Here is a 12,925-nt window from a genome sequence, read left to right on the forward strand (position 1 = left end):
CGGTTCCGATCAGCACCGAGGAGACAGGCCATGGGTCCGGTCGACGAGTTCCGCGCGGCCCGCGACGTCCTGCTGCGCCACCGCACCGATTACGACGCCGCCCGCCGGGAGTTCCGCTGGCCGCGGCCGACGGCCTTCAACTGGGCGCTCGACTGGTTCGACCGGATCGCCGAGGGCAACGACCGGCGGGCGCTCTGGGTGATCGACGACGACGGCACCGAACACACCCGTACCTTCCGCGAGATGGCGCACCGCTCCGACCGGGTGGCCAACCACCTGCGGGCGCTCGGCCTGCGGCGCGGCGACCGGATGCTCGTCATGCTGGGGAACGTGCCGGAGCTGTGGGAGACCATGCTCGGGGCGATGAAGCTCGGCGTGGTGGTCATCCCGGCCACCCTGCTGCTCAGCGCCGACGACCTGCGCGACTGGCTGGAGCGCGGCCGGGTGCGCGCCGTGGTCGCCGCCGCCGAGGTCGCGGACCGCTTCACCGGCCTGCCCGGCGCCGATCTGCGGATCGCGGTGGGCGGCGAGCCCGAGGGCTGGCACCGGTACGCCGACGCGGACGGCGCCGCCGACACCTTCGAGCCGGACGGCGAGACCCCGGCGGACGATCCGTTGCTGCTCTACTTCACCTCGGGCACCACCTCCCGGCCGAAGCTGGTGGAGCACACCCACACCTCGTACCCGGTCGGGCACCTGTCGACGATGTACTGGATCGGGCTGCAGCCGGGGGACGTCCACCTCAACATCTCCTCGCCGGGCTGGGCCAAGCACGCGTGGAGCAACCTCTTCGCGCCGTGGAACGCCGAGGCGACCGTGCTGGTGCTCAACCACGCCCGCTTCGACGCGGACCGGCTGCTGGAGGTGCTGGAGCGCTGCGGCGTCACCACGCTGTGCGCGCCGCCGACGGTGTGGCGGATGCTGATCCAGGCCGACCTGACCTCCCGACAGCTGTCCCTGCGGGAGCTGGTGGCCGCGGGCGAGCCGCTCAACCCGGAGGTCGTCGAGCAGGTGCGCAAGGCCTGGGGGCTGACCGTCCGGGACGGCTTCGGACAGACCGAGACCACCGCGCAGATCGGCAACAGCCCCGGCCAGCCGGTGAAGCCGGGTTCGATGGGCCGTCCGCTGCCCGGCTACCACGTCGCCCTGCTGGACGCCGAGGGCAACCGCGCGGAGGAGGGCGAGCTCAGCCTCGACCTGGCCCGCCGCCCGGCCGGGCTGATGCGCGGCTACGCGGGCGACGAGGAGAAGACCGCCGAGGCGATGCGCGACGGCCACTACCGCACCGGCGACGTCGCCTCGCAGGACGCGGACGGCTACGTCACCTACGTCGGCCGCGCCGACGACGTGTTCAAGGCGAGCGACTACCGGATCTCGCCGTTCGAGCTGGAGAGCGTGCTGATCGAGCACCCGGCCGTGGCGGAGGCCGCGGTGGTGCCCTCGCCGGACCCGGTGCGGCTCGCGGTGCCCAAGGCGTTCGTCGTCCTGGTGCAGGGCCGGGAGCCGAGCGCCGACCTGGCCTGCGACATCCTGCGCTTCACCCGCGAGCGGCTGAGCGCCTACAAGCGGATCAGGCGGCTGGAGTTCGCCGGCCTGCCGAAGACGATCTCCGGCAAGATCCGCCGGGTGGAGCTGCGGCAGCACGAGCAGCAGCACGGCGAGCGGCGGAACCCGAACGAGTACTGGGAGTCGGACTTCCCGTCGCTGAAGGACCCCCGCTGAAGGGCTGAACGCGGCGAGGGCCGAACACGGCCGAGGGCCCGCCCGGTCGGGGTGACCGGGCGGGCCCTCGGCGTGCCGGACGGCGTCCGGCTCAGCGGGCGGTCATCCGCAGCGCGCCGTCCATCCGGACGGTCTCGCCGTTGAGGTAGTCGTGCTCGGCGATCATGGTGACCAGGCGGGCGTACTCCTCCGGGCGGGCGAGACGCTGCGGGAAGGTCACGCTCGCGGCCAGGCCGGCCCGGACCTCGTCGCTGAAGCCGGCCATCATCGGGGTGTCCACGATGCCGGGGGCGATGGTGACCACGCGGATGCCGAACTGGGCGAGGTCGCGGGCGGCGGTGATGGTCATGCCCGCCACGCCGGCCTTGGAAGCGGCGTAGGCGATCTGGCCGACCTGGCCCTCGAAGGCCGCGATCGAGGCGGTGTTGACGATCAGGCCGCGCTGGCCGTTCTCGTCGGCGCCGTGCTTCGCGATCGCCTCCGCGGCGAGCCGCATCACGTTGAAGGTGCCGAGCAGGTTCACGTTCAGGACCGCGCGGAACAGGTCGAGGTCGTGCGGGCCCTTGCGGCCCAGGACGCGGGCCGAGGGGGCGATGCCGGCGCAGTTGACGGCCAGCCGCAGCTCGGCGCCGTCCGCCTCGATCCGGGCCAGTGCTTCGCGGACCGGCCCCTCCTCGGTGACGTCGGCCGGGAGCAGGGTGACCCCGTCCGGCTGCGCGCCGGCGGCGGCGACGGCCTTGTCCAGGTCCAGCCCGTAGACGGTGGCGCCGCGGGCGGCGAGGGCGGCGGCGGTGGCCGCGCCCAGGCCCGACGCGGCACCGGTGACCAGGGCGGCGGAACCGGCGATGTCCATGGAAGTCTCCTCGGTGGCGGTGGGACGGGTCAGCGGGCGAGGCCGCGGCTGATGACGAGGCGCTGGATCTGGTTGGTGCCCTCGAAGATCTGCATGATCTTCGCCTCGCGCATGTGGCGCTCGACCGGGAAGTCACGGGTGTAGCCGTACCCGCCGAGGACCTGGACGGCGTCGGTGGTCACCTTCATGGCGGCGTCGGTGGCGATCAGCTTGGCGACGCTGGCCTGCCGGCTGAACGGGCGGCCGGCGTCGCGGCGGCGGGCCGCGTCCAGGTAGGTCGCACGGGCGGAGTCGACCGCGGCGGCCATGTCGGCGAGCAGGAAGCCCAGGCCCTGGTGGTCGATGATCTTCCGGCCGAAGGTGGTGCGCTCGTTGGCGTAGTCGACCGCGGCGTCCAGCGCGGCCTGGGCGAGGCCGGTGGCGCAGGCGGCGATGCCGAGCCGGCCGTTGTCGAGCGCGCTGAAGGCGATCTGCAGGCCCTGGCCCTCGGCGCCGATCAGGCGGTCGGCGTCGAGCACCGCGCCGTCCCAGAAGGCGGAGGTGGTGGGCACGGCCTGCAGGCCCATCTTGCGCTCGGGCTTGCCGAAGGTCAGGCCCTCCGTCGCGCCCGGGGCGAGGAAGCAGGAGACGCCCTTGGCACCGGGGGCGGTGCGGGCGAAGAGGGCGTAGAAGTCCGCCTTGCCGCCGTGGGTGATCCACGCCTTGGTGCCGGTGATCCGGTAGCCGCCCTCGACCGCCTCGGCCTTGCAGTTGAGCGAGGCGGCGTCGGAACCGGCCTGCGGCTCGGAGAGGCTGTAGCCGCCGATCGCCGCGCCGGCCAGCATGTCGGGCAGCCAGCGGCCCTTCTGCTCGTCGGTGCCGAAGGCGTAGAGCGGGTGGCAGGCCAGGGTGTGGACGCTGGTGGCCACAGCGACGGCGGCCCAGCGGGCGGCGAGCTCCTCGAGGACCTGGAGGTACACCTCGTACGGCTGGCCGCCGCCGCCGTACTCCTCGGGGTAGGCCAGGCCGAGCAGGCCGGCCTTGCCGAGCAGGGCGAACAGGCCCTCGGGGTAGGTCTCGTCGTTCTCGTGCCGGTCGACACGCGGTGCCAGTTCCCGGTCGGCGATCTCGCGGGTGAGCGAGATCAGGTCCTCTGCCTCCTGGGTGGGGAGGAGCCGGTCGACGGCCATGGCGGACTCCAAGTGGTACTCGAAGCGGTACGTCAGTACCGCATAGCGTAGACCACGGAGGTCGCGCGAGGTACCGGGCGGGTGAGGGGAGAGCGGGGCCGGGCGCGCGGAAGGGCCGGAGTCCGGCGGCCGGGAAGGGGCGGGCCGGGAGGGGCGGGCCGGGAGGGGCGGGCGCGGGAGTGCGGCAGGAGCGTGCCGGGAAAAACGAAAGGTGCCCGACCAGATCACTCTGGTCGGGCACCTTCGTACTGTGTCCGAGGGGGGACTTGAACCCCCACGCCCGATAAAGGGCACTAGCACCTCAAGCTAGCGCGTCTGCCATTCCGCCACCCGGACCGGGTGTCGTCTCCGCGGCTGCGTGCCGCGTTGACGTGCTCAACTGTAGCAAAGATCGGCTTGCGGTCCCAAAACCGCCCCCGCGGGGTGCCGGCGGGCTTCGATCCGCGGGCGGATGGCCTTGGGGTGCGACGGATGCTGGGGGAGGATGGCGGGACGGTGCCCGCGGTGCCCCGGCGTGGGGCCGGGCGGCGCCGAGGTGCGCAGGGCGGGCCGGAGACGACCGGAGACGAGGAGTGGCCGTGAGTGAGCCGAGTGCGGAGCGGGCTGGAGCGCCGATGGTGACGGCCGAGTCGGAGGTCGCCGACATCTGCCGCGACCTGATTCGGATCGACACCAGCAACTACGGGGACGGCTCCGGGCCGGGCGAGCGCAAGGCGGCCGAGTACGTCGCCGAGATGCTGGCCGAGTTCGGCGTCGAGCCGAAGATCTACGAGTCGGCCAAGGGGCGGGCCTCCACCGTCGTGCGGATCGAGGGCGAGGACCGCTCGCGGCCCGGACTGCTGATCCACGGCCACACCGACGTGGTGCCGGCCAACGCCGCGGACTGGACGTACGACCCCTTCTCCGGCGAGATCGCCGACGGCTGCGTCTGGGGTCGCGGCGCCGTCGACATGAAGGACATGGACGCGATGACGCTCGCCGTCGTCCGCGACCGGCTGCGCACCGGCCGCAAGCCCCCGCGCGACCTGGTGCTGGCCTTCGTCGCCGACGAGGAGGCGGGCGGCACCTACGGCGCCCGGTACCTGGTCGACAAGCACCCCGGGCTGTTCGAGGGCGTCACCGAGGGCATCGGCGAGGTCGGCGGCTTCTCCTTCACCGTCAACGACCAGGTGCGGCTCTACCTGGTGGAGACGGCGGAGAAGGGCATGCACTGGATGCGCCTGACCGTCGAGGGCCGGGCCGGGCACGGCTCGATGGAGAACGACGACAACGCCATCACCGAGCTGTGCGAGGCGGTCGCCCGGCTCGGCCGACACCAGTTCCCGCTGCGGATCACCAAGACCGTCCGCGCTTTCCTGGACGAGCTCTCCGACGCCCTGGGCGTGAAGCTCGACCCGGAGGACATGGACGAGACGCTGCGGGTGCTCGGCGGCATCGCCAAGATGATCGGCACCACCCTGCGCAACACCGCCCAGCCGACCATGCTCGGCGCCGGCTACAAGGTGAACGTCATCCCCGGCCAGGCCACCGCCCACGTGGACGGGCGCTTCCTGCCCGGCTACGAGGAGGAGTTCCTGGCCGAGCTGGACTCGGTGCTCGGCCCCCGGGTCAAGCGCGAGACCCTGCACTCGGACAAGGCGATCGAGACCGGCTTCGACGGCGCCCTGGTCGAGGCCATGCAGTCGGCGCTGCGGGCCGAGGACCCGATCGCGCGGGCCGTCCCCTACTGCCTGTCCGGCGGCACCGACGCCAAGTCCTTCCAGGACCTCGGCATCCGCTGCTTCGGCTTCGCCCCGCTGCAGCTCCCGCCGGACCTCGACTTCGCCGGCATGTTCCACGGCGTGGACGAGCGGGTGCCGGTGGACGGCCTGAAGTTCGGCGTCCGGGTGCTGGACCGCTTCCTCGACGCCTGCTGAACCGCTCCGCGACGGCTCCGGCCGACCGCGAACGGCCCGCTCCGGGAATTCTCCGGGGCGGGCCGTTCGCATGGTACGAGGGAATGATTTGGGACGCCATCGACCGGCTTTGAAGAAACGATTCCTCGCGCCTTCCCGTGGTCGGCAATCCGTTCGGCTCATCACCGTTGAGGGTGAATGGGGAAACTCCTCCGTACCCCGTTCGCAGCAGCCTCGTTCACTCCTGTGTGCAGCCCGGGGGAACGGGCCGCAGGTATCGACCAGGAGGACTCATGAAGGTCAACAAGAAGATCGCCGCCGTTGCCGCCGCCGCCGGCGGCCTGGTGCTGGCCGGCGCCGGTGCCGCCGCGGCGGACGCGGGCGCCCAGGGCGTCGCGGCCGGCTCCCCGGGCGTGCTGTCGGGCAACCTGATCCAGGTTCCGGTGCACGTCCCGGTCAACGTCTGCGGCAACACGATCAGCGTGATCGGCCTGCTCAACCCGGCGTTCGGCAACAGCTGCGCCAACGTCTGAGCGGGGTCCGGGCGCCGATCCCGGTCTTCCGGTACGTGCTCCCGGCCGCGGGATCCCCGCGGCCGGGGCACGTCCGTCTGCGGACGGCAAGGGCTTTCGGCGCGCCGCTCACTCGATCGGATGAAGCTCGGGTGTCAGGTTCAACTTATGGCCGCACCGCTCGTTGTGCGATGTACGGGCGAGGCCCTCAGCAAGAATTCCGACCATCAGACGAATCAGGGGAGTAAATGCGACAGGTCGCAAAGAGGGGAATCCTCACCGCCGTCGCCACCGGCAGTGTGCTGGCCTCCACCGCGGGCTATGCGTACGCGGCCGGCAGCGAGGCCCAGGGTGTCGCGGCGAACTCTCCCGGCGTCGGCTCCGGGAACACGGTGCAGGCCCCGGTGGACATCCCCGTGAACGCGTGCGGCAACACCGTCAACGTGATCGGGCTGCTCAACCCCGCGTACGGCAACCAGTGCGGCAACGTCTCGCACGGCGGCGGCTCGGGGGCCACCGGGGGTTCCGGCGGTTCGACCGGCACCGGCGCGTCGACGGGCACCGGCAACCACGCCGGCGGGTCCTCGGCGAGCGGCGGCAGCCAGGGCTCGCCGGGCGTGGTCTCCGGCAACACCGTGAGCGTCCCGGTCAGCGCGCCGGTCAACGCCTGCGGCAACACCGTCGACGTGGTGGGCCTCGGCAACCCCGCGTACGGCAACTCCTGCGGCAACACGCACGTCCACGAGACCCCGCCGCCGCCCCCCCGGCCGGAGGAGTGCGGCTGCACCGAGACCCCGCCCCCGCCGAAGACCCCGGAGACCCCGCCCCCGCCGAAGACCCCGGAGACGCCGTCCCCGCCGAAGACCCCGGAGACGCCGTCCAACAGCACCCCGCGCCCCGGTGAGGGCACCCCGCGGCCGGTCACCGTGGCCGCCCCGGCCACCCCCGACCACCTGGCGTCCACCGGCGCCTCCGGCCTGGAGCTGATCGCCCCCGCCGGTCTCGCGCTGCTGCTCGGCGGCGGCGTGCTGTACCGCCGCTCGCGGGCCGGCGCCCGCTGACCGACCCCCGTCACCCCCGGCCGCGCGTCCGGGGTCGCTCCGGCCGCGCCGGGACGACCCGCGGGCGCACGGCCGTGCCCGGGGTCGTCGGCCCTGCTCATGCCCCTGCCGGGTCCCGCGGCCCGGGGGCCGTGCCGGGGGCCCGCCCTCACCAGCTACGCGTCTGCCGGATGATCCGGCGGCGCAGCCGGACGGTCCGGCTGCCGTCCGGGTAGAGCCGCAGGCGGTCCAGCTCCCAGTGGCCGTACTCGGCATGCTCGGTGAGCAGCTGGCGGGCCGCGTTGCGGCTCGTGCCGCGCGGCAGGCGCAGCGACTGGTACTCGTACTCGGGGGTCCGGACCAGCTTGGGTGGGGTCAAGTTCTCCTCCTGCCTCCGTGCCTTGGCCTGAACGCAAGCCTACGGCGTGGTGCCGACGGACGGACCGGGTGCGCGGGGCGTCCGCCGGGCCCCGCGCCCCGGCCCGCTGCCACCACACCCTGACGTGCGCTCAGTTCCGGTATGCCGGACCGATACCCCGGCGCGGGCCGGTCGATGCCGGAGGCCCTCCGGCGGGACGCCGCGCAGGTGGTGCGGGCTCCGGGGCGGCCCCGGAGCGCTGCCGTCCGGTGAGTACAGAACCACACGGATCGGACATCCGGGCAGAAGTTGTCGTGAATTCGCGGGCGGAGGTGACAACCCCTGTGCGTGCGGTCACCGGGGCGGGATAGCGTCTGCACCATGTCTGATGCCGCGCAGCTCACCATCAATGAGGTACGGGCCGCCGCCGAGGCGGTCAAGGCCGCGATCGACCGGCACCTTGAGGCCGTGGCCGGCACCACCGAGGAGGGCGATCCCGCCGTGGTCGCCGCGTACGAGGACCTGGCGGCGGCGGCAATCACCTACGACCAGCTGCTGTACGAGGTCTTCGACGAGGTCACCCCCTTCGAGGTGCCGGGCGACGGCAGCGAGGGCGGCTACACCGGGCCGGAGCAGCCCGAGGCGATCAGCGTGCTGATCCGCCGGGACTACCTGGTGGCCGACCCGAAGCGGCTGCGGGACCAGGCCGAGCGGGTGGACGACTCGCTCACGCCGGGCGGCGGCACCGCCGCGGGCGTGAACGCGGCGATCGGGGTGCTGTTCGGCGAGTACGAGCCCGACGAGATCGCCGCACGCTGCGAGGAGTTCGGACTGGAGGAGGGCGACTCCACGCTGTGGGTCTCCGCGAGCGAGCCCTCCGAACCCGGCGAGTGGCTGCCCGAGCCGTTCGACGCGGCCGACCCGCAGCTGCTGATCTGCCGGTTCGACATCAGCGAGGTCTACGACGACGACCCGGACGCCTTCGAGCCGGAGTCGTGACCGGGCGGTGAGCACAGGAGGGGCGGGGCCCGGCGGCCCCGCCCCTCCGGCACGTCCGCGGCCCCGCTCAGCCCTCCTGGCCGGTGTGCTCGGCGAGGATCGCCCGCAGCCGGGTGGTGCGCGGTGCGGCGGGCCGCTCGGCGACCGCCTGGGCGAGCACGGGCCCGGCCGGGTGCACCACGGAGAGGTGGCGCTCGGCGCGGCCGAAGGCCGTGTACACCCACTGGCAGGTGAGGCCCGCGGCGGCGTCCCCGGGCACCACGACCACCGCGCCGGGCCACCGCCGGCCGACCGCCTGGTGCGCGGTGAGCGCCCAGCCGTGCCGCAGCCGGGCGGTCTGCGCGGGGGAGAGGGTGAGCCGGCTGCCGTCGGACAGCTCCAGGTGCAGCCCGGCGGCACCGCCGTCGAGGACCCGGCCGGGCAGGGTCGTGCCGGGCGTCGGCGACCAGGCGACGCGGTCGCCGGGGTCGAAGCCGCCGAAGGCGCCCGGGCCCGGGTTCAGCCGGGCCTTGGCCGCGGCGTTCAGCGCCCGGGTGCCCGCACCGCCGCCGTGGCCGGCGGTGATCAGCACGACCTGCTCGGCGGGGATGCCGAGCGCCCGCGGGATCGAGTCGGCGAGCAGCTGGACGGCCCGGTGGACGGCCTCGCCGGCGTCCTGGACGGCCAGGACGACCACCTCCTTGTCCGGCGCGTCGACGGGCTGGAGCTCACCGATCGAGATGCCGGACACCAGCTCGCCGATCGGCCCCTCGTCCGGGGTGCGGGAGGCGACGACCGGGCACGCCTTGGCAGCCGTCAGATCGGCCAGGAAACGGCCGGGGCCGGCCGACCAGAGCTGGTTCGGGTCACTGCTGAGCACCAGCCGGGTGCCGTCGGCGAGGGCCTCCAGCAGGGTCGCCGCCAGCTCGACGTCGAGCAGCTGGGCGTCCGGGACGACCAGCAGGTCGAGGGCGAGGGTGCCGTCCTCGGCGCGGCCGGGGCCGCCGGCACCGAGCAGCTCGGCCAGGGTGACGAGGCGCCCGGCCGCCGGGGAGCCGTCGAGCAGCCCGGCGAGGACCGTACGGCCGTGGTCCGTCCAGGTGCCGGCCCAGGCGCGCAGGCCGAGTCCGTCCGCGGCGCGCAGCAGTGCGGCGAGCTCGGCGCGGGAGGCCTCGCCACCGGTGTGCACGACCAGTGCGCTCCCGGAGACGGCCCGGAGCAGCGCGGTGGCGGAGGAGGAGGGCGCGGCCGCGGCGGCGGCCTCCCAGGCGGCCGGGCCGGGGGCGGCCGGCGCGATCCCTGCTGCGCCTTCCTCGGCTTCCTCGGCTTCCGCGCTTTCCGCGGCCTCGCCGGCTTCCTCGGCTTCCGTGGTTTCGGTTTCGGCGTCGGTGCCCGGGACGAGGGTGGACTGCAGCCGCACCAGGGACTCGCCGAGGCTCTCCTCCGCGAGCGCCAGGCGCTCCAGGGCCAGCAGGGTGCGGGTCGGCGGCTCCTCCTCGTCGTTGCCGTGGTGGCCGGGCAGCTCCTCCTGGAAGGCCATCGCCCGGCCGTCCACCACGGCCTCCTGCAGGGCGGCCGCGGCGTCCGGCAGCCGCAGGCGCTCCAGGCCGGCCGCGACCTCGCCGATCTCCTGGGCGGAGTGGCCGCGCAGGGCGGCCTGCTCCAGCACCCAGGGCACCAGGGCGGCGGCGCGGCGCGGGTCGCCCGGCCCGGCGGCGGGGCCGAGCAGGCCGCGGGCGAAGCCGTCCGCCTGCTCGGGGCGCACCCCGGGCAGGGTGAGCACGGCCCACGGGTCCTCGCGCAGCTGCTCGGCGGCGGTCTCGCCGAGGGCGGCCACCGCGGGCCCGGCCAGGTCGGCGGGGGCGCCGCCGGCGGCCAGCACCTCGGCTGCGGCCGCGAGCGCGGCGGCGCGCTGCTCGTCCGTGTGCGGCGCGTCCGGGTCGGCGGGCTCGGCGGCGGGCCCCGACGACGCCCCCGCCGCGCGGATCGCCTCGGCCAGTGCGGCGACGGCCTGGACCTGCCGCTCCGGGGCGCTGTGCTCCGCTTGCGTCATCGATGTCTCCTCACGGCCGGCGGTTCACAGCTCCGTCCAGCCCTGGTCCGGGTAGCGGTGCACCGGTGCCGACACGTCGTCCAGCGCACCGCGGATCTCACCCGGAAGCGTAAGGGCCTCCGCCGACAGGGTGGTCTGCAGCTGGGCCGCGGTGCGGGCGCCGACCAGGGCGCTCGCCACGCCGGGCCGGTCGCGGACCCAGGCGAGGGCGACCTTCAGCGGACTGGTGGCGAGTCCGTCGGCGGCGGTGGCGAGGGCGTCGACGATCCGCCGGGACCGCTCGCCGAGGTACGGCTGCACGATGCCCGCGTGGTGCGGCGAGGCGCCGCGGGACTCCGCGGGCACCCCGTGCCGGTACTTTCCGGTGAGCACGCCCCGGCCGAGCGGCGAGGAGGCGAGCAGGCCGACGCCGGCGTCCAGGGCGGCCGGGAGCACCTCGCGCTCCAGGCCGCGCTGGAGGAGCGAGTACTCCAGCTGCGCGCCCGCCAGCGGCACCCGCGCCGGGTGGCCCTGCTGCCGGGCGGCGGACTTGGCGAGCTGCCAGCCGCTGAAGTCGCAGACCCCGGTGTAGCGGGCGCGGCCGCTGGTGACGGCGATGTCGAGGGCGTGCAGGGTCTCGTCCAGCGGGGTGGCCGGGTCGTGGCCGTCGACCTGCCAGAGATCGACGTGGTCGGTGCCGAGGCGGTGCAGGGAGGCGTCGAGGGCGGCGAGCAGGTGGCCGCGGGAGGCGTCGCGGCGGCGGCCTGGCCGGTTGCGGGCGCCGGCCTTGGTGGCGATGACCAGGTCGGCGCGGGGGACGAGTCCGTCGGTGAGCCGGGCGAGCAGGTACTCGGCGCCGCCGTCGGCGTACGCGTCGGAGGTGTCCACCAGGGTGCCGCCGGCGTCGACGAAGGCCTTGAGCTGCTCGGCGGCCTCGTGCTCGTCGGTGTCGCGGCCCCAGGTCATGGTGCCGAGGCCGAGCCTGCTCACCGTCAGGCCCGTTCTGCCGAGGTGGCGCAGTTCCATCGGGAGGCCCCCTCCGTCGTGGCTGAAAACCGCAGGTGGGGGGCGGACCCCCACGCTGGCAGAGCGTAGCGGCCGGGGAACGCGGCGTGGTGGACGACCCGCGCGACGGAGTGACGCAGGCCACTCCTACCGGCCAGTAGCCTTTCCTCGGGCGGCGCGGCTACGCTCGCCGCAAGGACCGAACGGAAGGCGTGGGCACCGTTATGCGACTGGGCATCAACCTCGGCTACTGGGGACTCGGCATGGACGCCGACAACATCGCGGTCGCCCAGGAGGCCGACCGCCTCGGCTACTCGGTCTGCTGGGCCGCCGAGGCGTACGGCTCCGACGCGGCGACCGTCCTCAGCTTCGTCGCCGCCAAGACCGAGCGGATCGACGTCGGCTCGGCGATCTTCCAGATCCCGGCCCGCACGCCCACCATGACCGCGATGACCGCGGCCACCCTGGACACCCTCTCCGGCGGCCGCTTCCGGCTCGGCCTCGGCGTCTCCGGCCCGCAGGTCTCCGAGGGCTGGTACGGCGTCAAGTTCGACAAGCCGCTGGCCCGCACCCGCGAGTACGTGGAGATCATCCGCAAGGCGATGGCCCGCGAGCGGGTCGTCCACGAGGGCGCCACCTGGACGCTGCCGCTGCCCGGCGGCCCCGGCAAGCCGATCAAGCTCACCGTGCACCCCGTCCGCGAGCACATCCCGCTCTACATCGCCGCGATCGGCCCGAAGAACCTGGAGCAGACCGGCGAGATCGCCGACGGCTGGCTCGGCATCTTCTTCGCCCCCGAGCACGCCGCGCTCTCCATCGACCCGCTGAAGGCCGGCCGTGCCAAGGCCGGGCAGACCCTGGACGGCTTCGACCTCTGCCCGACCGTCGCCATCTCGGTCGGCGAGGACGTCAAGGCCGCCGCCGACGGCCAGCGCTCCTACGCCGCGCTCTACATCGGCGGCATGGGCAGCAAGGAGAAGAACTTCTACAACCAGCTCGCCCGTCGCATGGGCTACGAGCAGGCCGCCGACGAGATCCAGGAGAAGTACCTGGCCAAGGACTACGCCGGCGCGGCCGCGGCCGTCCCGCACGACCTGATCGACGCCACCGCGCTGCTCGGCACCACCGAGCGGATCGCCGACCGGATGCAGGCCTACGCCGACGCGGGCGCCACCACGCTGACCCTCGCCCCGGCCGGCTTCACGCTGGAGGAGCGGATCACCGCCCTGCGCACCGGCGTCGAGGCGCTGGAGCGGGCCGGCCTGGCCTAGATGATTGATGCCAAGGGCTCGCTGGCACGCATGACATGAAGCGAGGGAGTCCAAAGGTCGGTTGTGACGCCTGACCTGGACTCCCTCGCG

11 protein-coding genes and 1 tRNA gene are annotated in these 12,925 nt (G+C 74.1%); 6 read left to right on the plus strand and 6 right to left on the minus strand.

Annotated features, from left to right (window positions below; translation table 11 throughout):
• Window positions 1–30 precede the first annotated feature (30 nt).
• Window positions 31–1,722, plus strand: coding sequence for an AMP-binding protein (locus AB0442_RS12230; RefSeq protein WP_366162421.1), 1,692 nt, complete (start codon window positions 31–33; stop codon window positions 1,720–1,722).
• Between the two features lie 91 nt (window positions 1,723–1,813).
• Here the strand turns inward: AB0442_RS12230 and AB0442_RS12235 are convergent, their stop codons facing one another.
• From AB0442_RS12235 to AB0442_RS12245, 3 genes are all read right to left on the minus strand, one after another.
• Entirely contained in the window at window positions 1,814–2,575 is a 762-nt protein-coding gene (locus tag AB0442_RS12235) for an SDR family NAD(P)-dependent oxidoreductase (RefSeq protein WP_366162423.1), read from the minus strand.
• A 29-nt stretch (window positions 2,576–2,604) separates the two neighbouring features.
• Window positions 2,605–3,744: an acyl-CoA dehydrogenase family protein gene (locus AB0442_RS12240; protein WP_366162425.1), complete on the minus strand. Its 1,140-nt coding sequence runs from the start codon at window positions 3,742–3,744 to the stop codon at window positions 2,605–2,607.
• A gap of 251 nt (window positions 3,745–3,995) precedes the next feature.
• Window positions 3,996–4,080 (minus strand) — tRNA-Leu (locus tag AB0442_RS12245).
• A 278-nt stretch (window positions 4,081–4,358) separates the two neighbouring features.
• Here AB0442_RS12245 and AB0442_RS12250 point away from each other — a divergent pair.
• The 3 genes from AB0442_RS12250 (at window position 4,359) to AB0442_RS12260 (ending at window position 7,212) form a co-directional block, all read left to right on the plus strand.
• Window positions 4,359–5,660 carry a M20/M25/M40 family metallo-hydrolase gene (locus tag AB0442_RS12250; protein WP_366162436.1) on the plus strand — a complete coding sequence of 434 codons (1,302 nt, stop codon included), beginning with the start codon at window positions 4,359–4,361 and terminating at the stop codon, window positions 5,658–5,660.
• Window positions 5,661–5,932: 272 nt separating this feature from the next.
• Window positions 5,933–6,172, plus strand: coding sequence for a chaplin (locus AB0442_RS12255; protein ID WP_363541101.1), 240 nt, complete (start codon window positions 5,933–5,935; stop codon window positions 6,170–6,172).
• Between the two features lie 227 nt (window positions 6,173–6,399).
• Complete coding sequence (locus AB0442_RS12260) at window positions 6,400–7,212, plus strand: chaplin (RefSeq protein WP_366162426.1); 813 nt, start codon at window positions 6,400–6,402, stop codon at window positions 7,210–7,212.
• A gap of 148 nt (window positions 7,213–7,360) precedes the next feature.
• Here AB0442_RS12260 and AB0442_RS12265 read toward each other — a convergent pair whose 3' ends face one another.
• Window positions 7,361–7,555, minus strand: a complete 195-nt coding sequence (locus tag AB0442_RS12265; RefSeq protein WP_030274148.1) for a DUF5703 family protein — start codon at window positions 7,553–7,555, stop codon at window positions 7,361–7,363.
• Between the two features lie 375 nt (window positions 7,556–7,930).
• Between AB0442_RS12265 and AB0442_RS12270 the strand changes: the two genes are divergently transcribed.
• Window positions 7,931–8,548: a hypothetical protein gene (locus AB0442_RS12270; RefSeq protein ID WP_366162428.1), complete on the plus strand. Its 618-nt coding sequence runs from the start codon at window positions 7,931–7,933 to the stop codon at window positions 8,546–8,548.
• A 67-nt stretch (window positions 8,549–8,615) separates the two neighbouring features.
• Here the strand turns inward: AB0442_RS12270 and AB0442_RS12275 are convergent, their stop codons facing one another.
• Together AB0442_RS12275 and AB0442_RS12280 are read right to left on the minus strand one after the other, a co-directional pair.
• Window positions 8,616–10,580: a helix-hairpin-helix domain-containing protein gene (locus tag AB0442_RS12275; RefSeq protein ID WP_366162429.1), complete on the minus strand. Its 1,965-nt coding sequence runs from the start codon at window positions 10,578–10,580 to the stop codon at window positions 8,616–8,618.
• Between the two features lie 24 nt (window positions 10,581–10,604).
• The gene (locus AB0442_RS12280) at window positions 10,605–11,585 is read right to left on the minus strand and encodes an aldo/keto reductase (protein WP_344621566.1); all 981 of its coding nucleotides are present in this window, start codon (window positions 11,583–11,585) and stop codon (window positions 10,605–10,607) included.
• Window positions 11,586–11,788: 203 nt separating this feature from the next.
• On the opposite strand from AB0442_RS12280, the gene AB0442_RS12285 reads away from it, so the two are divergent.
• Window positions 11,789–12,835, plus strand: coding sequence for an LLM class F420-dependent oxidoreductase (locus tag AB0442_RS12285; protein ID WP_366162437.1), 1,047 nt, complete (start codon window positions 11,789–11,791; stop codon window positions 12,833–12,835).
• Window positions 12,836–12,925 lie beyond the last annotated feature (90 nt).

It is taken from the genome of Kitasatospora sp. NPDC085895, from assembly GCF_040702125.1.
GTDB classification, from domain to species: Bacteria; Actinomycetota; Actinomycetes; order Streptomycetales; family Streptomycetaceae; genus Kitasatospora; species Kitasatospora arboriphila.

Bases quoted from the DNA above. Each gene is read 5' to 3' on its own strand.
- AB0442_RS12230 (WP_366162421.1), top strand. From the start codon at position 31: ATGGGTCCGGTCGACGAGTTCCGCGCGGCCCGCGACGTCCTGCTGCGC.
- AB0442_RS12235 (WP_366162423.1), bottom strand. From the start codon at position 2,575: ATGGACATCGCCGGTTCCGCCGCCCTGGTCACCGGTGCCGCGTCGGGC.
- AB0442_RS12240 (WP_366162425.1), bottom strand. From the start codon at position 3,744: ATGGCCGTCGACCGGCTCCTCCCCACCCAGGAGGCAGAGGACCTGATC.
- AB0442_RS12250 (WP_366162436.1), top strand. From the start codon at position 4,359: ATGGTGACGGCCGAGTCGGAGGTCGCCGACATCTGCCGCGACCTGATT.
- AB0442_RS12255 (WP_363541101.1), top strand. From the start codon at position 5,933: ATGAAGGTCAACAAGAAGATCGCCGCCGTTGCCGCCGCCGCCGGCGGC.
- AB0442_RS12260 (WP_366162426.1), top strand. From the start codon at position 6,400: ATGCGACAGGTCGCAAAGAGGGGAATCCTCACCGCCGTCGCCACCGGC.
- AB0442_RS12270 (WP_366162428.1), top strand. From the start codon at position 7,931: ATGTCTGATGCCGCGCAGCTCACCATCAATGAGGTACGGGCCGCCGCC.
- AB0442_RS12275 (WP_366162429.1), bottom strand. From the start codon at position 10,580: ATGACGCAAGCGGAGCACAGCGCCCCGGAGCGGCAGGTCCAGGCCGTC.
- AB0442_RS12280 (WP_344621566.1), bottom strand. From the start codon at position 11,585: ATGGAACTGCGCCACCTCGGCAGAACGGGCCTGACGGTGAGCAGGCTC.
- AB0442_RS12285 (WP_366162437.1), top strand. From the start codon at position 11,789: ATGCGACTGGGCATCAACCTCGGCTACTGGGGACTCGGCATGGACGCC.